Source organism: Marinobacter alkaliphilus, from assembly GCF_055394375.1.
Window position 1 is genome coordinate 1,061,293 of sequence record NZ_AP043751.1, and the last position, 20,571, is coordinate 1,081,863.

Sequence of the window (20,571 nt, forward strand, 5' to 3'; positions counted from 1 at the left end):
GGACGCTGGACTTCCCCCAGTTCAGTGGACACGCATCGATAACTCCGCAACAGGAGAAGAGCGATGCCAAAGATGCTCTCGGGGAAGAAGACCCAACGCTATAGTGTCGAGTTCAAAGTCAAAGCAGTGGAATGGAGCTACCAGGCGCACCGGAGCGTGAAAGGGGTAGCGGAAGCGCTGGATATTCACCCCTTCATGCTGTCACGCTGGCGAAAGGAATACAGAGAGGGAAAGTTCGCCATGAAACGGGTCAAGAAAGCTCCGGCGGGAGCCAAAGAGCTGATGAAGGAGCGGGATGAGATCAATCGCCTGAAACGCCGAGTATCAGAGCTTCAGGAGGAAAACGACATCCTAAAAAAGTTTCAACGTTTTCAGGCCGAGGAACGACGGAAGCGTTCAGATTCGTCTGGAAACACCGGGGAGAACATGGGGTAAAGGCTCTGTGTCGCCACCTGAGCATCTCCCGCTCTGGTTACTATGCCTGGGCAAGCCGGAAGCCCAGTCAGAGAGCCGCTGCGAATGCCGATTTGCTGTTGAAGGTCAGTAGAGTCTACAACGACAGCAAGGGGCGCTACGGCAGTCCCAGGGTGTATCAGGCGCTGCGCCGTGAAGGCGAAGTGGTTGGCGAGAATCGGGTTGCCCGGTTAATGCAGGAATGGGGTATGAAAGCTCGAGTCATGCGCGTATACCGCCGTATGACAAAGCTCAGAGAGGATTTAAAAGCCCTTCCAAATCATCGGCTAGATGCGGATAAGCCGGTTGCTGTAAATCAGCACTGGAGCAGCGATGTCACCTACATCAAGCTGGGAAAGAAGTATGTGTTCCTGGCGGTAGTGCTGGACCTCTACTCACGACGCATCATCAGTTGGCGATTGGGCGAAAACCTGAGTGCAGACTTTACTAAGGCAACCCTAAGGGAAGCTTTTATATCGCGAAAGCCAGCCCCCAATCTGTTGTTCCACACGGATCGTGGCATCGAATATCGCGCTCACAAGACCCAGGCGCTGCTGAATCAGCATCGGGTACGACACAGCATGAACCGACCTGGACAGTGCACGGATAATGCGGAGGTGGAGTCCTTCTTCAAGACGTTGAAGGGAGAATTGCTGCATGCCACCAGCTTCGTGACAATGCGGCAGTTACGGAAACATATATGTAACTATATTGAATGCTTTTATAACAGCCTACGGCTGCACAGTAGCCTTGGTTACCGGACTCCGATAGAGTTCGAGGGAATTAACTGATGGGGCGTGTCCATTTTATTGGGGGAAGTCCACGCCAACTACGCTGCGCTCGTGTGTCATGACGAAAGACTTCAGTCTTTCTTGCTGTACTCAAGATGAGGGAAGGCCCCTCGGTCTCGGTGACCAGACACCGGGATCAAACCGCCCTGTGCGGCTTGCATTAAGAGTGCGGGTCGTGAGCGACATGGGAAAAGGCCGTCAAGAGCGGTCAGGTACGTACCCAAGGAGATGAACGAAAGTGAACCGCCGATAAGGGGTCGAAATGTAGACAGATGTTGTCAGAACCGGGGACCGAGCGTCTCCCCGGGATGAGCTGTGACGTGAGCTGGCACAACGGACACAGCGGCAGCCGGTCTTGAGGCGGCATGACCTGGGTACAGGCTTGAGTATGGAACATGAGAACCTGTCGTCCTGATGTTAAGGGAGAAGCACAAGTGGAGATCCCACGAGGCGAGAGTACCGATGCAGGACACAGGGACGGATTGGCCCGTAGTAGTGTGGAAACACCTGTAATGGGTGTGGAGCGAAGGGGGCAAGTTATCCCGTCGGATCTAGATGGCCAACCGAATTCCGGGAGGAGCCGTCAGGGTCAGGCAAAACCATTTACCATCCCGAAGGCCTTGGTCTATCAGGCCTACAAGCGGGTTCGAGCCAACAAAGGTAGCGCCGGGGTAGATCATCAGAGTCTGGAAGACTTTGATGGTGACCTCAGCAATAACCTTTACAAGCTTTGGAACCGTTTGTCCTCAGGAAGCTATCATCCACCACCGGTTTTGCGCGTGGAGATCGAAAAGGCGGATGGGGCAACCCGTCGTCTCGGCATCCCAACGGTTGCCGACCGCATTGCGCAGATGGTGGTCAAGCTGCTGATTGAACCGGAACTGGAACAACACTTCCACCCGGACTCTTACGGCTACCGCCCGGGAAAGTCAGCGCACGATGCGCTGAAACAGACTCAGGCCCGGTGCTGGAAGAAAGCCTGGGTGCTGGATATGGACATTCAAGGCTTCTTCGACAACATCGACCACAACCTATTAATTAAGGCCGTGGATCGTCATGTGACCGAGGACTGGCAGAAGCTGTACATCCGGCGCTGGCTAAGCGCGCCGGTTCAGTTGGCGGATGGTTCCGTGGAGGAACGCGATCGGGGCACGCCGCAAGGCGGTGTGATCAGTCCCTTACTGGCAAACCTGTTCCTGCACTACGTCTTTGATCGCTGGGTGGAGAAGCGCTGGGGTGGCATCCAGTTCGAACGCTATGCGGACGATATCGTATGCCATTGTTCCAGTGAACGGGAAGCTCAAGCACTGAAATCGGTCCTTGAGGCACGATTCACAGCGTGTGGCTTGACGCTCCATCCCCGCAAGACAAAGATTGTGTATTGTAAGAGCGAGTACAACCGGCGGGACTACCCGGAGATCGCGTTTGATTTTCTGGGTTACACCTTCCGACCGCGGCTGATCCGCAACCGGTTGGGACAAAAGAAAGTCTACTTCACGGCGGCCATCAGCCAGAGTGCAGCGAAAGAGATCCGCAAGCAGATCAACGAGTGGCCCTGGAAATGGTGGCGACAGAAAGAACTCGGGCAGTTCGCTCGATTCTGTCAGTCCCGCCTCCGAGGCTGGATGCAGTACTATAGCCTGTTTGGCCGCAGTTACATTCGGAATGTGCTGTTTCATTTCGATCTGAGGTTGAGCCGGTGGGCATTAGGGAAGTATCGGAAACTCAGAGGTCTGTTACAGGCTGCCCGGAGAGTGAATGGACTGCGTCGGCGACGGCCGGATCTATTTGCGCACTGGGCAGGATCAAGGGCAGTGGTTGGATAACAAGAGCCGTATGAATCGAGAGGTTCACGTACGGTTCTGTGAGAGGCTTTGGGGGTGGTTCCCAGGGCCTACTCGACCGCCATTCCGCAAAGCCGGGGCGTTAAGCGTTCGAAGCGGTCATGGAGTTTTAGACAATGGAAACAAGAAAATCATCACGGCTCATAATCGTTGACGAATCAGGACGGTTATTGCTGTTTTTATACAATGACGAGCACCAGTCACCGTTTTGGGCAACAGTGGGAGGAGAGCTGTTGCCTGGTGAAAGCTATGTCGATGCTGCGAAGCGTGAGCTGTATGAGGAAACAGGGCTAATACAGGAAGTTGGATAGGTGCTCAGAGATCGTGATGAAGTATTTGCAGCGAAATGGACGGATGAGTAATAGGAAATAGTCAGATGATTCGCGAGTATAGGCAAGCCGATATTGATCAAGTCTTAGCGATTTGGCTTACTGCGTCGATTGAAGCGCATAACTTCATCGAACCTCATTTTTGGGAGTCAAAGGTCAGCGAGATGCGGGATGTATACATTCCTGCATCGGAGACATTTGTACTGGAGTATGAGGAAAAAATTAACGGATTTTATAGCCTGTGCGGAAACACTCTGGCTGCGATCTTTGTGGCTCCGGAATCACAGGGCAAGGGAATGGGAACAGCCTTGCTTGATGACGCTAAAAATAGGCGAGAAAGCTTGCAGCTCTCCGTTTACAAAGAGAATGTTCCTGGTATCAAGTTCTATGAAAAACATGGGTTTATTTCCCTTGATGAGCAAATCGACGAGCATACTGGTCACCCTGAACTGATCATGGGGTATCACTTGTAAAAATGTTCTGCCGTCGGATCAATAATCCGCTGCGCGTCCATATTTTCGGTTAAGCGTGGCGCTAAATATCAAAGGGTTGATCGATGCAAGGTGAGTGTCTCTGCGGAAACGTGCAGTTCGAAATTGATGGGGAGATACCAAACCTCTATCAATGTCATTGTTCGCTGTGCCGAAAAGCCACCGGGGCGGCCGCTAGTGCTGCTACTTTTGTGCCGGGCAACAGTTTTCGTTGGGTGTCTGGTGAAAATGAAATCAGGTCTTATCAAAAGCCAAGCGGTTATCGGAGTGACTTTTGTTCAGTGTGTGGGAGTCCGGTTCCTAATATTCTGAGGAGCACCGACATGGTTTGGGTGCCAGCCGGTTTGCTTGATGGATTGGCCACTTCAAGGGTTTCTGTTCACCTCCACACAACATCCGCGGCCCTTTGGGAGGAAGAATCTGCCGAGTGCATTCGGTTCGATGGTGGGCCTGATAGCTTGGAATCACTTAACAAATTGTTGTAGTTCGTTCCATGCCTCCGGCCCTGAACCTGACGCCCATTTCGCTGCACTGCATGGGCGCCGTTAAACCACGGCGTTATGCAGTTTAGGAGCTGTAGATGCCAGTAGAAATTCGCCAACTTACACCGAATGACTGCGGCCTGATGATAGCCTTGTCGACATGCTTCGGCGAAGCGTTTAAGGACATGCCCACCTATACTGGAAAGCGCCCAAGTGCAGACTATCTGAAAGCTTTGCTCAGCGGTGATTCCTTTATTGCCCTGGCAGCGCTAGAAGGCATGGATGTTGTCGGTGGACTAGCTGCGTATGAGCTGAAGAAATTCGAGCAAGAGCGCAGTGAGATTTATATATACGACCTTGCAGTGTCATCCGAGCACCGGAGAAAGGGAATAGCTACGGCTCTGATCGAGAAGCTAAAATTAATAGCGGCTGATCGAGGGGCCTATGTGATTTTCGTTCAGGCTGATACCGGCATCGAGGACGAACCGGCAATCGCGCTATATACCAAGCTTGGGCTGCGAGAAGAGGTCCTGCACTTTGATATTTCAGTCGAATCCTGTGATAAAACCGCATAACTAAGCGCATCAGTTCGCACCGCTCGGCACCTTCCGCGGCACTGCCGCCAGTCAGCCATCCGGACAGGGCGACGGATCCAGCGGATCGATATGAAGTTTGCCTTCAACGGCTCCAAACCGGCGCGCAAGCCGGGCGTTCGCGAATAAGGGGTATATCTATGGCCCGCGTCCTAAACTACAAGAAAGAGCACGAAGGTGAGCTAATAGCGCTCTTAGGTAAGGAGCCTGACTGGAGTTCGTTTTTGAGTGACGATGCAATTGATACGTTCAAGCAGGTATTGCTCGAAAGTGAAACCTTTGTGTGCGAAAGCACAGGCACTATCTGCGGCTATCTCCGTGCCTTGGTGGATGGCTTTGGCATCTACATTAGTGAATTGTATGTTGCTCCACATTACAGGAGGCATGGCTATGGCTCACAGCTGCTGGCAAAAATTAAGCATAAATATCCGAGCCAGCCTGTTTATGTGCTCTCAGATGAGGATGCCTACTATGAGAAGCTCGGTTATCGGCGGGTTGGCTCGGTCTTTCAACTATAAAATGGCCAGCAAGTGCCTGAGGGCTGCGGATTGCCTGTCTGAATCGATCAGTCGACGGAGCCTGAAATGAGAATAACCCTGCTTATCGTCGCATTATTCTGGGCCCTTCCAGCTTTGACCCAGACACTGCAGGTTATGGGGTCAGACGAGGGTTTTCTGCCGTTTTACTACGGTGACAATCTGGACAAGGGCATTTTGGTCGAGGTGATCAATAATTTTGGCCTGGAGGCCGGTATCGCCGTCGCGTTCCACCCGATGCCGCGTAACCGCCAGGTCTGGGCGCTGGAAGAAGGGCGAGCAAATGCAGTTTTCGCCACCCCGCGGTGGATGCCACTGCCGGACCAGATGCACGCTGTCGGGCCGGTATTAACCTGGCGTGACCGTGTGTTCGCGCAACCTGGCCGACAGCCGGGCTCCTTCGATGACCTTCAGGGCAGCATCTGCCTGCGCCGATGGTTTATTTACAGCGATCAACTCGAGCGGCGGGTCGGTACCAACCTGAGCCGCCATGACGCCTACAATGCCCAGCAGATGCTGGACATGTTTCTGCACAAACGGTGCGATTACATCGTCATGAACGAGTTGGAATTCCGGTTTATGGCACAGTTGCTGGACATCGATCCGCACCGGTACAGCACCGAACTGATCGTCGCCGAATGGCCCGTCTATCTCGGTATCCTCAAAACCGAGACAGCTCTGATTGAAGCGGCGGAAGCGTTCTTTTCTACTTACACAGTTGATGTGGAGACCATGCTACCGAACCTGCCGCCGCCGGACCGGCATATCTCGATTGAGCCGGACAAATAGGGCACCTACTTGCGTACATGCTTGTATTAGCCAACCCGTCGCGTGACTCGGATACCTGAACTGAAACTTTCCATATCCCGCCCCCGTAGCTGCGTATTCCAGACCAAGGTTGCCACTGATTCCAGACGAAGTCTGCCACCCATTCCACGCGAAAGCTGCCACTAATTCCACGGCAAAGCTGCCACCCCAGCAGACTGCCTGAAGCTCCATCAAAATCGTCCGGCGCGGGATAACTTAACGGTACTCTGACCCTTTTCATCCGGAGATGGGCCAGATGCCAGCGAAGAGGTTATCCATGCGTAAAATCAAAGAAGTCCTTCGCCTCAAGTGGGAGCGAGGGCTGAGCAACCGCCAGATTGCGGCGTCCTGTGGCGTTAGCCGCCCCACCGTAAGCGACTACCTGCGCCGCACGGTTGAGGCCGGTCTGAGCTGGCCGTTGCCAGCGGATCTGGATGAGGCCCACCTGGAGCGGTTGCTGTTCCCGCCGCCACCGGACCTGCCAGCACAGGCCAGAGGTATACCCGACTGGCAACACATCCGTGACGAACTCACGGGCAAGAACGTCACCCTGTTCCTGCTCTGGCAGGAGTACCGGCAAGCCAACCCGGACGGTTATCAGTACAGCTGGTTCTGCGAGCACTACCGGGCCTGGCGGGGCAAGCTGGACCTGGTGATGCGCCAGGACCATCGGGCCGGTGAGAAGCTATTCGTGGACTATGCCGGCCAGACCGTGCCCGTCATTGACCGCACCACCGGAGAGATCCACGAGGCACAAGTCTTTGTCGCGGTGATGGGTGCATCCAATTACACCTACGCCGAAGCCACCTGGAGCCAGACATTGCCGGACTGGGTCGGCTCCCACATCCGGACCTTCGAGTTCCTGGGCGGAGTGCCGGAACTGGTGGTTCCGGACAACCTCCGCTCCGGCGTCAGCAAGGCCCATCGCTACGAGCCGGATCTCAACCCAACCTATCAGGACATGGCCACCCATTATGGCGTGGCCGTTGTCCCGACAAGAGTTCGCAAGCCCCGTGATAAGGCTAAGGTAGAAGGCGGTGTATTGATCGTCGAGCGCTGGATCCTGGCGGCGTTGCGCCATCGCCAGCACTTCTCCCTGGGGCAACTCAACGCCACCATCCGTGAACTGCTGGAGCGGCTCAACAGCCGCCCCTTCCGCAAGTTGCCCGGCTGCCGGCGCGACCACTTCGAACAGCTGGATAAACCGGTTCTACAGCCGTTGCCGGCAGAACCGTATGTCTACGCAGAGTGGAAGAAGGCTCGGGTGCATATCGACTACCACGTAGCCATCGACGGTCACTATTACTCAGTGCCCTACACCCTGATCAAGAAAGAGGTGGAGGTTCGCATCACCAACAACACCATCGAATGCTTTTACCGGGGCAACCGGATCGCCAGCCACCGGCGCTCAGACCAGAAGGGACGGCACACCACCATCGCCGCGCACATGCCCGAATCCCATCGCCAGGCTGGCGAGTGGTCGCCGGAACGGCTCATCGCCTGGGCGGCCAAGACCGGACCGGCGACGGAGAAGCTTATCCGCACCGCTCTGGGTGCCCGCAAACACCCTCAGCAGGCGTACCGCTCCTGTCTGGGCATTCTCCGGTTGGGGCAGAGCTACGGCGAGTCGCGGCTGGAGGCCGCCTGCCAGCGAGCCCTGATGCTGGGAAGCTGCCGCTACAAGAGCATTGAATCCATCCTCAAACACCGTCTGGATCAGCAGCCTCTGGAAGAGCAACAGGAACTGGCCTTGCCCGATACCCACGACAACATCCGTGGCCCCGCCTACTACCACTGAAGGATCTCTGACATGCTGAAACATCCCACACTGGACAAGCTCCACGCCCTCAAACTGACCGGCATGGCCGCCGCCCTGGCGGATCAGTCGGCCACCCCCGACATCACCGATCTGAGCTTCGAGGAACGCCTCGGGCTGCTGGTCGACCGGGAAATGACCGAGCGAGATAACCGGCGCATGACCAGCCGGTTGCGCCGGGCTAAGCTGCGGCACAATGCCATCCTCGAAGACCTGGATTACCGCTATTCACGCGGCCTAGATAAAGGACTGGTCCAGTCGCTGGCCGGTTGCCAATGGGTGAAGGAACACCTGAATGTGCTCATCACCGGTCCCACCGGGGTCGGGAAAACCTGGCTGGCCTGTGCTCTGGCACATAAGGCCTGCCGGGAGGGTTACACCGCCCAGTACGTCCGCCTGACCCGACTGCTACGGGAGCTGACCATTGCCAAAGGCGATGGCCAATACTCAAAACTCCTGACGAATCTGGCCAAGGTCGACGTGCTGATCCTGGATGACTGGGGGCTGATGAAACTGAGCGCCGAGAATCGGCGAGACTTGCTGGAGGTGCTGGAAGACCGGCATGGCAGGCGCTCCACCATTGCCACTAGCCAATTACCCATCGAGGAATGGCATGGCGTAATCGGTGACGCCACTCTGGCAGACGCCATTCTGGATCGGCTCGTACACAACGCCTACAAGATCAACCTGCGGGGCGAATCCATGCGAAAACAACAGGCAAAGTTGACGGCCACCGAGACTTCGGAGTAAGAAGAGAAACCCCGCGTCGCTACGCTCCGATGGGTGGCAGCCTTGCTCCGGTCCGGGTGGCAGGCTTCACATGGAATGGGTGGCAACCTTCAGCGGTTTACGCACGTAGCTTGATGAGCAGGCGTCGGGAGCGCGGTCATCGTTGTGTTTGATGGCTCTTCGATCCCTTGCGGTTAAGAAACTACGATCAACTTAGGGATTAGAGCGATGAATAACAAACTCATGACCGTATCGGTTTTATCCGCCGCTGTGGCGCTGGCGGGTTGTAACAGCAGCTCCGGTGGCGGTGCTGCAAACACGCCATTCCAGTGCAACGCCGAAGCGGATTTATCTGCGCTGACAGCCAACGATGTGCTGGCAGTGACGGCAGACAACGCCTGCCTGGTGCGTTTCTCACTGTCTGATCCATCCACGGTTGTGGCCGTGGGCTCCCTGGATGTGGCGGGCTCGGTTGTGGGGCTGGATTTCCGGCCGGCCTCCGGTGAACTCTATGCGCTGACCGATATGGGGCAGTTGGTGCTGGTTGACCCCATGACGGCAGAAACCACCCTTGTCACTGCCAGTATTGGTGAACTGGCGGGTGCCCGCTACGACATTGATTTCAATCCCGCCGCCAATGCCCTGCGCCTGATCAGTGATGCCCGGCAGAATTTCCGCATGGGGTCTCCGGCCCTGGTTGAGAACGCCCAGCAGCAAGCCCTGGTAGACGGTACTTTCGGCTACCTCCAGGGTGTGGTGGCTACGGCCTACACCAATGTGAATCCCGGGCAGGAAGGCACGCAGATGTTTGTGATTAGCGCAGACTCCCGCACCTTCTTTCAGCAGAACCCGAATGTTGGCCTGCTAACGCGCATTGGCGCCCTGTTCCCGAACGCCGAATCGGTGGATGTTAAAGGCTATAACGTGTTTACCACCGAAGGCGGTATGAACGAGCACTACGCCGTGTTCGAGGTGGACGGTAATGTTGGCCTGTACGGTATTAACCTGGAGACCGCAGCCACCACCCTGATCAAGCCATTGCCGGCCCCTGAGGCTGGTGGTAACTACATGGATCTGGTGGTGAATGATGTTACCGATGAGCCTGCCTTGCGTGAGTTCATTGTGTTCGAACAGTCCGCAGTTGATGAATTTGTGCTTCGGATAGTTGAGCTGAATCCGGCTGACTCGATGCCGGGCATGGCGCTGGCGGAATATGATGAAACCTTGCCAGTCACCGGTTTGGTTGAGGGCGACGTGATTGTTGGCTTCGATCTTCGCACCACCAGTCCTGAGGGCGCAGAGGATGGTCTGTATGCTGTTGCTCAAAGTGGCCGAATCTACCTCCTGGAAGAAAGCGATCCGCTCATTGTGCCGCCAGAGGCACAGGCAACGGAGATCGCGACGCTTGCCACTGCTCTGTCCGGTACCCGCTTCGACATAGACTTCAACCCCCGTGCAGATTTGCTGCGAATCATCGGCGATGCCGGCCAGAACCTCCGGGTGAACCTGGATGAAGGCCGTGTGCTGGCGGATGAAGCGCGCGCCGCCGGTTTTGCCTTTGCCGATGGCACCGTTCGCCTGGGTGACACCATGGTGCCGGTACCCGTGGCGGTGGCTTACCGTGCAGCGCCCCTGCAGCTTGAGGGTGCAACCCCCAGCCTGGATTTCCAGTACGTGATTGATGCCAGAAACAGTGGCCTGGCGCGGGTTGCGGTGCCTAACGATGGCGCCCTGGTGGCGGTGGGCGACGGCTTGCTGGAAGGTTTGGCATTGCCGATGGATGGCACCATTCAGCAAGCCATGGACATTGCCCAGAGCGGCACCGCCTACGCGGCCCTTAGAACGGAAACCGGCGCAGGCTCCACGCTGTATACCCTCAACCTTCTGGCTGGAACCGCTGAGCAGGTTGGTCCGATTGGTGGAACCGCCAACCCCGTGGCGGTTAACGCCATGTCGGTTGTGATTCCCGAGCCGGTGGTTATGGAAGCCGGGCGCTGATCATACCTGTATAATCTCGCCCCGGCCTTGTGCCGGGGTTATTTTATAACGAGATCTATACCTGCATTTCGAAGACACATCATCGGAAAAGCGCCGTTTTCCAGTATGATCGAGAGGTAGATAGTCAGCCCGGGAGCAGATGATGTGGTGTTTATGATCATCAATCTTGATCGTCTGGAACGGGAAGTAGCGTGGCTGATGAGTGAGATTGGGTTGGTGACCACCATCGCCGACCAGCTGGATGACACAGAGAATGCCCTGTAGATAGAGGTATTGATGCGACAGCGCTGCTCAGGGCATGAAATTGACGCAGCGAGAGCGTTCGGTCAACTTGAGCAATAGCCTATGCGGAGCCTGACAATCGACCGTAAGAATCCGCCTGATTCAACATTGGGGGCTCTGGCCACCAGAGCGCTGGCGCGCCCGGGTGCGCCGATTCCCCCATCTTTGTCCATTCGCTTTGCGGACTATGTTGATACTAAAACCCGCCCGTATATTCATGCGGTCATTGTTATTGGCGCTATCGGGTACTTCCTGTTTGCGCTCGGTGATCTTGTGGTCGCCCGGGATGTTTTCTGGAGCTCGCTGCTGTTGCGAGCTGTGTTTTTGGCAGCCGTGCTGGGTCTGACCCAGTGGATGGTTGTGAAGGCGCAGAATATCTATTTGCTGGAAGCCGTTGGTGCTTTGTACGTGCATGTGGCGGCCGTTATCTGGTATTCGGTGCTGTTTCGGAGCTCAGGCCCAGAGGTGGGCGTTTATGCCTTTGCCAGTGTCATTTTTGTGCTTTGGCTCAACATTGGTTCGAGTGCGCGCTTCAGTACGGCGGTTATAAGCTCCTGCACACTTACTGCGCTGGTTCTGGGAGGCGTGTGGTGGCTTAACCAGGGCGAATGGATGCGGGTGTTCATCTATGCGAGTTTGCACGCGTCTGTTCTTGTATTTGGTTTGGTGATCAGCTGGTACAACAGTTTCAATCAGCGCCGTCTGTTTCTGTATGGCGTTATCGATGAAGTGAAGAATTTGGAGCTGAAGGAAGCCAACCGCCTGCTCTGGTCTCAGGCCCATACTGACCCGCTGACCGGCCTGCCTAATCGCTCGCTGTTGTTTGACAGGCTGACGCAGGCACTGGCCTCAGCGCACCGGGAGCAAAAAAGGGTAGGGTTGCTGTATGTGGATCTGGATCAGTTCAAACCAGTAAATGATACCTATGGCCACGCGGCAGGTGATCAGGTGTTGCAGGCGGCGGCCAGTCGCATGAGTGCCATTGTGCGGGCCTCTGACACCGTTGCCCGGGTGGGCGGGGATGAGTTTGTGGTGGTGCTTCCTGGCCTTCGAGACGATTCCAATGCCATGAGCAAAGCCGCTGAAATCATCAAGACTCTCGCCGAACCTTTTCGGGTTGATTCTGCCGATATCACCATTGGGTGCAGTGTTGGCATTGCTATGTTCCCAGAGCATGGCGAGGACGCGGACCAATTGCAGCAGGTGGCTGATAGGGCGGTGTATGAAGCCAAGGCTGCTGGCCGTAATTGCGCTCGAATGGGAATAGGTAGTAGCGATCTGCCCTGATGCCTTGCTAGTATTAAGTGCATAAAACAACAAAAAGGCGTGTAGCCACTTTCGGGGAGTTTGCTGTTGGTGATCCCTTGCAAGGCATGGCGGATACTGGGTTTGGTGCTGTTCCTGATCGTTTGGCCGATCAGCACTGCAGCTATGGAGCCGGTAACCATCATGCCCGGCGCCGCCATCGGCCATCAGTTTCAATACTGGGAAGACACCAGCACATGCGCCACGCTGGATGAAATCCGGGCGCTGCCAGATGCCGCATGGCAGGTTCAGGCCAACGGCCGGGCAACCCTCGGCATTACCGACTCGGCCTACTGGTTGCGGGTTCCGGTTGTTAACCATACCCCGGACAGCCTCAGCCTCATTGCCGAACTCGCATACTCTCAACTCGATGACGTAACCTTCCATGTAATCGCTGAAGGTGAGTTGGTTCGAACATTCCAGACCGGGGATCGCCGGCCGTTTTACCCCCGTGACGTCGACCACCCCAACAGCCTGCTGCGTTTCCAGCTTGCCCCGCAAGAGGCAAAGACCCTCTACATTCGGGTGGTCACCGAAGGCACCATGGTGTTGCCGTTCAGTCTCTGGCGTGAGAATCAGTTCTACGAATCCGCCGGGGCCGAGCAAAAGCTGCAGTTTTTCTACTTTGGCAGCCTTACCGTGATCATTCTGATCAACCTCGCGGTGTTTCTTACTCTGAGGGAAAAGCTCTACCTGTATTACTGCCTCGCGATCTTCGGTTACCTGGTGTTTTTCGCGTCGATCCGAGGTTTCAGCTTACAGCATATCTACCCGGCGTTTCCGGCTGTTCATGCCCAGGTGCTGATGCTGTCCATCCCGTTCCTGGCGATGTTCTCAATCTTGTTCTGTATGGAATTTTTGCGGGTGCGTTCCCACAGCCCTCGGCTCCGGGCGGCTTTGATCGGGATGTTGATTTTCGAGGTTCTGTACTTTCTGGCGGTACCGTTTCTGGACTACAAAACGGGGATACTGCTGGCGGCTGTCTCGGCGTTTGTGTTCTTTTCTCTGTTGATGATTGCCGGGCCCGTGAGCTGGGCCGCCGGGGTTCGGGCCGGGATCTTTTTTACCGTGGCGTGGTCTCCACTGACCGTGGGTGTCATGGCCACGGCAGGTCGGGCTTTGGGGGTGTTTCCCGAGAACTTCTTTACCAATTACGCCATGCAGATTGGTTCGGGGCTGGAGGCGTTTATTCTTACCCTGGCCCTGGCGGACCGCTTGTACCGGGAAAGGGAGCAGAAGATTCAGGCCCAGGCCGATATTCTGCGCCAGGAAAAGGCGCGCCGTGATGCCCAGGATCGCCTGACTTACGCCATGACCCATGACCCGGCCACCGGCCTGCCGAACCGAAATCGCTTTGAATGGATGGTAGACGAACAGCTGAAACTGAACCCGGGTGGTTCCTATATGGTGGGAGTGGCTCGGGTAACCGGCCTGGAGGAGATTAACCGGACCCTGGGCCTTGAGCGCAGTGAGCGGCTGCTTAAGCGGCTGGCAGAACAGATGACCATGCTGGCGGGGCAGTTGCCGATGGTGCATGCCACTCAGGATAGCCTGGGCAGGACTGAGCGCGTGTATCAGATTTCCGGAGACAGCTTTGGCCTGCTTGTGGATGCCCGCAAGGCGGGTGATGATTTCGGGGCATTGGACAGTGCCCTCAAGCAACTGGCGCAACCGATAGCACTGGATCATCTGGCGATTGATCCGCACTTGAAATACGGCGCTGCCAGCTTCCCCGATCATGGTAAAAAGGCCAGTGTGCTGATTCGCAATGCCCACGTGGCGATGGAGATGACTCCCCGGGGCTCATTCGAGACGGGGTTCTATTCCGGCAAATACGACATCTATGATGAAAGCCGGCTGACCTTGATCTCGCACCTGCGAGAGGCGATACAGAACCGGCAAACCGAACTGTACTACCAGCCGAAGATCCGTCTTTCCACGGGTGAGGTGGTCGGCGTCGAGGCATTGATGCGCTGGTTTCACCCTGAGCGTGGCTGGGTGCCGCCGGATGAGTTTATACCGCTGGCGGAGAAAACCGGGGTCATCAAACACCTCACCCGGTGGGTTGTTGACCAGGCCCTGGCAGACCTCAAATCTCTTCAGAGCGTGTCTCCCGGGCTGACCATGTCGGTCAATATTTCGGCCCGGGATCTTCTGTCTCCTGGCCTGGATGAACTGTTTGCGACGGCCCTGGAGACCTATGGCTTGCAGGCCGGCGATGTCATTGTGGAGCTTACGGAAACGGCAGCGATGGACGACCCCGACAAAGGTTTGCAGGCGCTGGAGCGGCTCGCCAGCTCCGGCCTGAAGGTGTCCATTGATGATTTCGGGGCCGGCTATTCGTCGTTATCGTACCTCAAGCGTCTGCCTGCTGATGAAATCAAGCTGGACCGGTCGCTACTGCAGGATATCTGTTCCAGTGACAGCTCAAGAACCATCGCTGAAACCGCCATCACCATGGGCCGCAGCCTGGGCTTTCTGGTGGTGGCGGAAGGCGTGGAGGATGAGGCATCTGCCAGGCTGCTGGCAACCATGGGGGCCGATATGTTGCAGGGCTTCTGGTTATGCCGGCCAGCCCCACTGGAGTCGATAAAAGACTGGCTGCTTACATCCAGTTCCGTCGTTTGAAGAACCAGATCAGGCCGGCGGTAACGGCAATGATCAGCCCCCACACCATCGGGTAGCCGTAATACCAGCCCAGCTCCGGCATGGCCCAGGGGCTGTCCGGGTGCTCAAAGTTCATCCCGTACACGCCCACAATAAACGTCAGCGGGATGAAAATGGTGGCGATGATGGTTAATACCCGCATGGTGTCGTTGGTTTTCTGGCTGATGCTGGAGAGGTAGATATCCAGCATGCTGGTGGCCATGTCCCGGAAGCTTTCCAGCAGTTCGATAATCTGGATGCTGTGATCCTGGCAATCCCGGAAGTAAATCAGGGTGTCCTGGTGTATCAATGAATTTTCCATGCGCATCAGGGTGGTGAGCGCTTCCCGTTGGGGCCAGAGAACCCGCCTGAGCATCAGCAGCTCCCGCTTCAGGTGGTGCAGGGCCGTGAGGGTTTGCTTGCGGGGGTGCTCCAGCAGTTCGATTTCCATTTCCTCCAGCTTATCGCCAAAGGTTTCCAGCACCGGGAACGCGGAGTCGGTAATCAGGTCCAGCATGGCGTAAAGCAGGTAGTCGATGCCCCGAGAGGTAAACCGGCGGTTGTTGGGCTGGCGAATGCGCTTGCGGACTGGCTCGAACGGGTCCTCTTCCAGCGGGCACAGGCAGATCAGGTAATCGGCACCGGCGAACAGGCTGACCTGAACCACTTCCAGGCGCTCGCCATCGAACATGGGCATGGCGGCGATGAGAAACACCTGGTCGTCATACAGTTCCATTTTGGGGCGTTGGCCACTATTAAGAACGTCTTCCAGTGCCAGGTCGTGCAGGTCGAACATATCGCCCAGGGCGCGCAGGGTGTTGGCGTCGACGGGGCCGTTGATCTGAATCCAGGTTTTGGAGTCTCGCTCCAGGTAGTCCTGGCACTCCTCCGCCGTGGCCAGCCGTTGTTCTTCGACATGGTCACCCGAGTAGTCGATCAGGTGAATGGACATCTTATGGTCGGAGTCAGAGGATACCAGGGTGCCAGGGGCGGTGCCGGGCGCATGGTAGTGCTTGCTGAAATAGGCCATTCAAACAGTGTCCTGCGGTAACGATTCAAATTCAAACGTAGCACAAAACCCGGAAAAACAACGTAAAAACCGTTGGTTACTCAATGTTAATGCATTAATGGTGAATTTTTTCGGAATACATTGGCTGCCCACCCGTCTTCCTGATGAAAGCAACCCGAAAGGGCAAAACACAGGAGGATGTTTCCATGAAAAAGCATGTACTGACACTCGCAATCTGTTCTTTGGTTTCCACCGGCGTGTTCGCCCAGCAAGGTGCCGCCAATGCGAACGTGGAGGCTGAGGCCAACATGAGCGCCCAGGCCAGTGCCCGCGATGGTGCGTCGGCTCAGGGCAGCGGCTCAGCCAATGCGCAGGCGCAGGTTGATGGCGATGCGGCCCGTGACGAAGCCGCCGACCACGGTGAGACGGTGAGCGCGGAGGCTCGTGAAAGTGCCAGCCAGGCGGCCACCATGGGCGTTGAAGTTGGTGAACGGGTCAGCGGCACGGCCCGGGCTCAGGGCGAAGCCGCCGTAGACAGCGCGGCCCAGCGCCGTGAGCAGGCCCGCGAACGGGTGAATGAGGCCCGAAATGCCGAGATTCGCGCTGAAACCAACAAGCAGATTGGAACGTCTGTTTCTGACACGGTCCGTGGCGAGGTACAGAGCACTGTGCGTGGTGCTGTGCAAGGCTCTGTCCGCAACGGTGGTCAGTAATCACTCAACCGACCATGGCCGGGCCCTGCGCCCGGCCTTTGTTTGTGAGCGAACAAGGAGCAGACATGCGTAACATTCAACGAATGTCGATCTGGTTTGTAACGCTGGGGCTTGTGGTGCCGGCAGTACAAGCGGATTCCGAAGTGAACGGCTACTTGGCCGGCGGCCTGGAACACGACAGCAACGTGACGGTAGATGAGCTTAACGCCTCGTCGGATCAGAGCGACGAAGCCTGGGTGTTTGAGGCCGGGCTGGAAGGCATTCTGAAACCCACCGAAGCGCTGAACCTGACGCTGGGATACGACCTGTCCGGGCGCCGGTATCATAATCTGGACCGGTTTGATCAGGACATTCACCTGCTTTCTGCGGACCTGAGCTATGATTTTGATCCGGTTACGGTGGGCGCCAGCTATCACTATTCCTACGCCACCCTGGATTCTGACCGGTTCCTGGATTTCCGGCGCACCAGCCTGTATCTGGGCAGTCTGATTGGCGAGAACGTGTACCTGCTGGCCAGTGTTCAGGACAAATCGAAGGATTTTAACGAGGGCACGGCCCGGGATTCCGATATCCGGGGTGGCAGTTTTGATGCGTTCTTCTTTTTCAATCAGGCCCGCAGCAACCTGGTGTTCGGGGTTGACCTGGACGACGAAGACGCCCGCTCGGATGCCTACGATAACCAGTTGCTCCGGTTGCGGGTGGCGTTGGTGCACCGGTTTACCGTCGGTGGCCAGGACAGCCGCTTCCGGTTGGGCTGGCGTTATGAAGATCAGGAATACGATGAGGTGGTGATCACGGAAGAGGATAACCGCCCGCTGAACGATTTTCTCACCCGGGATCTGGCCGAGCGAACCAGCCAGCGGGTGGACAAGGCGCGCGTGGTGGAAGCCAGCTGGCGGCTGGGCCTGAACGAAGTGTTCAGTCTGGAACCGACGCTGTCTTACGGCCACTACACCTCCACCATCGATTCCGCGGATTACGACCGGTTTGTGGCAGGTGTGTCGCTGCGAGCGGGTTTCTAGTAATCCAGCAAACCATGGCCGAACCGGGTATCGCGGCCCGGTTCGCCGAGGTCTTTGGCATTGCTCGTCAATGCTTCTATGGCACCGGGCAAATCAAACTGGCTGAGCTCGCAGGCCAGTGCAGAGGCCACCACCGGGGCCGCCAGAGAGGTGCCGCTGTCCAGAGCCATGCCACCCTCGGGTATGGCTACCGGCACCGCAACACCGGGGGCGGCGAATTGCACCTGCTCGCCCTGGTTGGCCCAGCGGTACAGTTCACCAGAGCCATTCACGGCCGTGACACCGATCACCGGCCCATAGGCGGCCGGGTAAAGTGGGGCGGCTGCTGGCCCCTCGTTGCCGACAGCGGCGATCAAACCGATTCCCCGTTCATCCAGCCGTTCGATGGCTGTTTTCAACAGCCGGTTGTCTGGCCCGGTCAGGCTGATATTGATCACTGCAACTTCCTGGGTTGCCAGCCAGCTCAGGCCATCCAGCAAGTGCCCCAGCGTCGCCCCGGACAGCGCCTGATCCCGCCCATAGAACACCGAGGCATTAAACAGCGTGGCCCCCGGTAAGCGGGCCGGCCACTGCGGCGCCTGGCGGCCGATCATCAGGCTGGCGACTGCCGTACCGTGGGCAGTGGGAGCGGCAAGTTCGCCTTTTGCCTCTGCCAGTTCCAGAAAGCTTTCCTGAACAATCTGTGCGCCTCCAAACACCGGGTGATCCAGCGCAATGGCGGTATCCACCATGCCTACCCGCACTGGCGCGGAGCACAGGCTTTGCCACTGGGGCCGGGCCACGTCGCTGCTTTCGGGGGCGTTGTCACTTTGTGGCGCATAAATGTGGTTCCGGTCCAGTTGATCTGCCAGCCCCGGCAGTTCCGCTTGCAGGGCGTCCAGCGAATCCAGTGCCGGGGCTACCCGAAACCGTACCAGAATCATGCCCAGGCCGGTCAGTTCACGGCGCTCCAGAATGGTGATGCCAGGGCGGTCCAGTTCGGCGACTTCAGCGGCGGTGCCGGTGGCCAGCCACTGGCGCTCCACGGCCCGGAAGCCGTCATCCAGCATCACATCATTGAACGCTTTGCCGCCTTGCTGCGTGTGAATAGGGAGAGAGCGCGGTAACCGGGGCAACTGGCCCCTGGCCTGTTCAACGCGGGCTTCAATGCGCTGTTCCACGGCGTCCAGCCGGCGGTCCACGGAGCGTTCGATGGCTCGCTCGGTTTTCTGCTCAACCTGGCGGGACACAGAGTCCAGTTGCCTGTCCAGTGCCTGGCTGCCAATGGCCAGCGCCATGGTAGACACGGAACACAGGGTAAGCACGCTGATCAGGCCACGGGTGGTATCGAATTTCATAAAACGCCTTCCGGTTGAGCCAAGGGTGTAGGGCTTTCTTGTTATTTAACGGCCGGGGGCGAAAAAAATTCCCTTTGGCCGGGAATAACGTTCGGCCTGAGCCGTTCTACTGATAACACTCACGAAAAGACAATGCCATGCAACAGGAATTGACTGAACTGTTACCTGGGCTGCGGCGATTTGCCTATTCGCTGACCGGCTCAATGCCGGATGCCGACGACCTGCTTCAGAGCACGGTGGAGCGGTTGCTGGCACGGGACCGGCCGGATGACGCAGACCTGACCAAATGGGCGTTCCGGGTGTGCCGTAATGTGTGGATAGACGAATGCCGGGCCAGAAAGGTTCGCCGGGAAGCGGCCGAAAAGCCGGAGTTGTCGGATGGCCAGGTCATCAACGGCGAGCACCACACCACCCAGCAGATCGAATGGAGCAGGGTGGATGCGGCCATGGCGGAGCTGCCCCAGGACCAGCGCCAGATTATCTCACTGGTGGCCATTCAGGGCCTGCCCTACAAAGTAGTGGCCGATATTCTGGAAGTCCCCAAGGGCACCGTAATGAGCCGCCTGGCTCGAGCAAGAGCCGCATTAAGTGAGGCATTGGCGCCGGCGGCGGGTATGAGGACCGAATCATGAACATCACAGACGAAGTACTGTCCGCGTTTCTCGATAACGAACTGAGCGAGCCGGAAATGAACGCGGTGCGCGATCAGATCGCCCTGGACCCGGCCCTGGCGGACCGGCTGGCGGAACTGGCCTCGGTGGATGCCGAGTTGCAGCGGCATTACGGGGCCATTGATCAACAGCCCATGCCGGATGGGGTAACGCAATTGCTGGCGCAGGCCGCCCCCGAGAACCGCCCGGACAACGTGGTGGCCTTTCCCTGGTGGCGCCGGCTGAAGGAACATTCCGGTAAAGCGGTGGCTGCCGCCGTGGTGGCCGGCTTCGCCATGACTCAGTGGCTGGGTTCACCGGCGGTGGACGATCCCGCTTGGCCGTCCATCGCCCAGGCCCTGGAACAGCAGCCCAGCGGCCAGGCCTATGAGGTTGGTTCCGATACCACCGTCATGCCGAGACTGACCTTCCGAAGCCAGGCTGGCGACTGGTGCCGTCAGTTCCGAGTTGATCAACCGGCGGCCTCTTCTGAAAACGTTGCTTGCCGGGATGCCAGCGGCACGTGGCAGGCCGTGGCCCACGCCGAGGTTGAACCGCACCAGCCCGGCCAAACCTACCAGACAGCCAGTGGTGGTCAGGCCATGGACGATACCCTGGATCAACTGATGGTTGGCCCCGCACTGAGCCCGCAAGATGAGCAACAGCTGCTGCAAGATGGGTGGGACAGCCCCTGAGCTCTGCCAATGGTCTAAGCTTTTGGTAGGACAAAGGAGGCCG

The 20,571-nt window shown here is 57.3% G+C and carries 19 protein-coding genes; 17 read left to right on the forward strand and 2 right to left on the reverse strand.

The genetic code is table 11. The features are described 5' to 3' along the window. Nucleotides 1-63 precede the first annotated feature (63 nt). The 13 genes from ACZ5Q2_RS04770 (at nt 64) to ACZ5Q2_RS04830 (ending at nt 15,084) form a co-directional block, all read left to right on the forward strand. Nucleotides 64-1,244 (forward strand): IS3 family transposase gene (locus tag ACZ5Q2_RS04770; protein ID WP_230713322.1). Its coding sequence is split into 2 segments (ribosomal slippage): nt 64-360 and nt 363-1,244, totalling 1,179 coding nucleotides; the frame shifts between segments, so codons are not numbered across the junction. 497 nt (nt 1,245-1,741) lie between these two features. After that, on the forward strand, nt 1,742-3,070 hold the full coding sequence (gene ltrA / locus ACZ5Q2_RS04775) for a group II intron reverse transcriptase/maturase (RefSeq protein WP_230716002.1): 1,329 nt from the start codon (nt 1,742-1,744) through the stop codon (nt 3,068-3,070). Between the two features lie 134 nt (nt 3,071-3,204). Beyond that, on the forward strand, nt 3,205-3,399 hold the full coding sequence (locus ACZ5Q2_RS04780; protein WP_197463899.1) for an NUDIX domain-containing protein: 195 nt from the start codon (nt 3,205-3,207) through the stop codon (nt 3,397-3,399). 65 nt (nt 3,400-3,464) lie between these two features. Next, nucleotides 3,465-3,890: an N-acetyltransferase gene (locus ACZ5Q2_RS04785; protein WP_061334005.1), complete on the forward strand. Its 426-nt coding sequence runs from the start codon at nt 3,465-3,467 to the stop codon at nt 3,888-3,890. 83 nt (nt 3,891-3,973) lie between these two features. Beyond that, nucleotides 3,974-4,393, forward strand: coding sequence for a GFA family protein (locus ACZ5Q2_RS04790; protein WP_082780661.1), 420 nt, complete (start codon nt 3,974-3,976; stop codon nt 4,391-4,393). Between the two features lie 95 nt (nt 4,394-4,488). Then, nucleotides 4,489-4,965 carry an AAC(3)-I family aminoglycoside N-acetyltransferase gene (locus tag ACZ5Q2_RS04795; protein WP_061334007.1) on the forward strand — a complete coding sequence of 159 codons (477 nt, stop codon included), beginning with the start codon at nt 4,489-4,491 and terminating at the stop codon, nt 4,963-4,965. A 158-nt stretch (nt 4,966-5,123) separates the two neighbouring features. Then, complete coding sequence (locus ACZ5Q2_RS04800) at nt 5,124-5,501, forward strand: GNAT family N-acetyltransferase (protein WP_061334009.1); 378 nt, start codon at nt 5,124-5,126, stop codon at nt 5,499-5,501. Nucleotides 5,502-5,567: 66 nt separating this feature from the next. Beyond that, nucleotides 5,568-6,308 carry a substrate-binding periplasmic protein gene (locus tag ACZ5Q2_RS04805; RefSeq protein ID WP_061334011.1) on the forward strand — a complete coding sequence of 247 codons (741 nt, stop codon included), beginning with the start codon at nt 5,568-5,570 and terminating at the stop codon, nt 6,306-6,308. Nucleotides 6,309-6,582: 274 nt separating this feature from the next. Beyond that, nucleotides 6,583-8,124, forward strand: coding sequence for an IS21 family transposase (istA, locus tag ACZ5Q2_RS04810; RefSeq protein ID WP_230716000.1), 1,542 nt, complete (start codon nt 6,583-6,585; stop codon nt 8,122-8,124). Nucleotides 8,125-8,136: 12 nt separating this feature from the next. Further along, nucleotides 8,137-8,892 carry an IS21-like element ISSpu5 family helper ATPase IstB gene (gene istB, locus ACZ5Q2_RS04815; RefSeq protein WP_061332066.1) on the forward strand — a complete coding sequence of 252 codons (756 nt, stop codon included), beginning with the start codon at nt 8,137-8,139 and terminating at the stop codon, nt 8,890-8,892. Between the two features lie 207 nt (nt 8,893-9,099). Then, nucleotides 9,100-10,869: a DUF4394 domain-containing protein gene (locus ACZ5Q2_RS04820; RefSeq protein ID WP_061332064.1), complete on the forward strand. Its 1,770-nt coding sequence runs from the start codon at nt 9,100-9,102 to the stop codon at nt 10,867-10,869. A 345-nt stretch (nt 10,870-11,214) separates the two neighbouring features. Beyond that, on the forward strand, nt 11,215-12,438 hold the full coding sequence (locus ACZ5Q2_RS04825) for a GGDEF domain-containing protein (RefSeq protein ID WP_061332062.1): 1,224 nt from the start codon (nt 11,215-11,217) through the stop codon (nt 12,436-12,438). 69 nt (nt 12,439-12,507) lie between these two features. Next, nucleotides 12,508-15,084 carry an EAL domain-containing protein gene (locus tag ACZ5Q2_RS04830; RefSeq protein ID WP_227510157.1) on the forward strand — a complete coding sequence of 859 codons (2,577 nt, stop codon included), beginning with the start codon at nt 12,508-12,510 and terminating at the stop codon, nt 15,082-15,084. Here ACZ5Q2_RS04830 and corA read toward each other — a convergent pair. Then, nucleotides 15,062-16,132: a magnesium/cobalt transporter CorA gene (corA, locus tag ACZ5Q2_RS04835; protein WP_061332060.1), complete on the reverse strand. Its 1,071-nt coding sequence runs from the start codon at nt 16,130-16,132 to the stop codon at nt 15,062-15,064. The genes ACZ5Q2_RS04830 and corA overlap by 23 nt on opposite strands. A gap of 185 nt (nt 16,133-16,317) precedes the next feature. On the opposite strand from corA, the gene ACZ5Q2_RS04840 reads away from it, so the two are divergent. Together ACZ5Q2_RS04840 and ACZ5Q2_RS04845 are read left to right on the forward strand one after the other, a co-directional pair. Then, entirely contained in the window at nt 16,318-16,824 is a 507-nt protein-coding gene (locus ACZ5Q2_RS04840) for a hypothetical protein (RefSeq protein ID WP_061332058.1), read from the forward strand. A gap of 65 nt (nt 16,825-16,889) precedes the next feature. Next, on the forward strand, nt 16,890-17,846 hold the full coding sequence (locus ACZ5Q2_RS04845; RefSeq protein WP_061332056.1) for a hypothetical protein: 957 nt from the start codon (nt 16,890-16,892) through the stop codon (nt 17,844-17,846). On the opposite strand, the gene ACZ5Q2_RS04850 is transcribed toward ACZ5Q2_RS04845, so the two are convergent. Beyond that, a complete protein-coding gene (locus tag ACZ5Q2_RS04850) occupies nt 17,843-19,183 on the reverse strand; it encodes a S8 family serine peptidase (RefSeq protein ID WP_061332054.1) in 1,341 nt (446 codons plus the stop codon). The two genes, ACZ5Q2_RS04845 and ACZ5Q2_RS04850, sit on opposite strands and share 4 nt — an antisense overlap. A 137-nt stretch (nt 19,184-19,320) precedes the next feature. Between ACZ5Q2_RS04850 and ACZ5Q2_RS04855 the strand changes: the two genes are divergently transcribed. Both ACZ5Q2_RS04855 and ACZ5Q2_RS04860 read left to right on the forward strand, forming a co-directional pair. Further along, on the forward strand, nt 19,321-19,815 hold the full coding sequence (locus tag ACZ5Q2_RS04855; protein WP_230715683.1) for an RNA polymerase sigma factor: 495 nt from the start codon (nt 19,321-19,323) through the stop codon (nt 19,813-19,815). Then, a complete protein-coding gene (locus tag ACZ5Q2_RS04860) occupies nt 19,812-20,528 on the forward strand; it encodes an anti-sigma factor (protein ID WP_230715685.1) in 717 nt (238 codons plus the stop codon). The genes ACZ5Q2_RS04855 and ACZ5Q2_RS04860 overlap by 4 nt, the downstream gene beginning before the upstream one ends. The last annotated feature ends 43 nt before the right edge of the window (nt 20,529-20,571 follow it).

What these genes read in the sequence shown, in the direction of transcription:
- ACZ5Q2_RS04780 (WP_197463899.1), top strand. Translation starts at nt 3,205, where the DNA reads ATGGAAACAAGAAAATCATCACGGCTCATAATCGTTGACGAATCAGGA.
- ACZ5Q2_RS04785 (WP_061334005.1), top strand. Translation starts at nt 3,465, where the DNA reads ATGATTCGCGAGTATAGGCAAGCCGATATTGATCAAGTCTTAGCGATT.
- ACZ5Q2_RS04790 (WP_082780661.1), top strand. Translation starts at nt 3,974, where the DNA reads ATGCAAGGTGAGTGTCTCTGCGGAAACGTGCAGTTCGAAATTGATGGG.
- ACZ5Q2_RS04795 (WP_061334007.1), top strand. Translation starts at nt 4,489, where the DNA reads ATGCCAGTAGAAATTCGCCAACTTACACCGAATGACTGCGGCCTGATG.
- ACZ5Q2_RS04800 (WP_061334009.1), top strand. Translation starts at nt 5,124, where the DNA reads ATGGCCCGCGTCCTAAACTACAAGAAAGAGCACGAAGGTGAGCTAATA.
- ACZ5Q2_RS04805 (WP_061334011.1), top strand. Translation starts at nt 5,568, where the DNA reads ATGAGAATAACCCTGCTTATCGTCGCATTATTCTGGGCCCTTCCAGCT.
- istA (WP_230716000.1), top strand. Translation starts at nt 6,583, where the DNA reads ATGCCAGCGAAGAGGTTATCCATGCGTAAAATCAAAGAAGTCCTTCGC.
- istB (WP_061332066.1), top strand. Translation starts at nt 8,137, where the DNA reads ATGCTGAAACATCCCACACTGGACAAGCTCCACGCCCTCAAACTGACC.
- ACZ5Q2_RS04820 (WP_061332064.1), top strand. Translation starts at nt 9,100, where the DNA reads ATGAATAACAAACTCATGACCGTATCGGTTTTATCCGCCGCTGTGGCG.
- ACZ5Q2_RS04825 (WP_061332062.1), top strand. Translation starts at nt 11,215, where the DNA reads ATGCGGAGCCTGACAATCGACCGTAAGAATCCGCCTGATTCAACATTG.
- corA (WP_061332060.1), bottom strand. Translation starts at nt 16,132, where the DNA reads ATGGCCTATTTCAGCAAGCACTACCATGCGCCCGGCACCGCCCCTGGC.
- ACZ5Q2_RS04840 (WP_061332058.1), top strand. Translation starts at nt 16,318, where the DNA reads ATGAAAAAGCATGTACTGACACTCGCAATCTGTTCTTTGGTTTCCACC.
- ACZ5Q2_RS04845 (WP_061332056.1), top strand. Translation starts at nt 16,890, where the DNA reads ATGCGTAACATTCAACGAATGTCGATCTGGTTTGTAACGCTGGGGCTT.
- ACZ5Q2_RS04850 (WP_061332054.1), bottom strand. Translation starts at nt 19,183, where the DNA reads ATGAAATTCGATACCACCCGTGGCCTGATCAGCGTGCTTACCCTGTGT.
- ACZ5Q2_RS04855 (WP_230715683.1), top strand. Translation starts at nt 19,321, where the DNA reads ATGCAACAGGAATTGACTGAACTGTTACCTGGGCTGCGGCGATTTGCC.
- ACZ5Q2_RS04860 (WP_230715685.1), top strand. Translation starts at nt 19,812, where the DNA reads ATGAACATCACAGACGAAGTACTGTCCGCGTTTCTCGATAACGAACTG.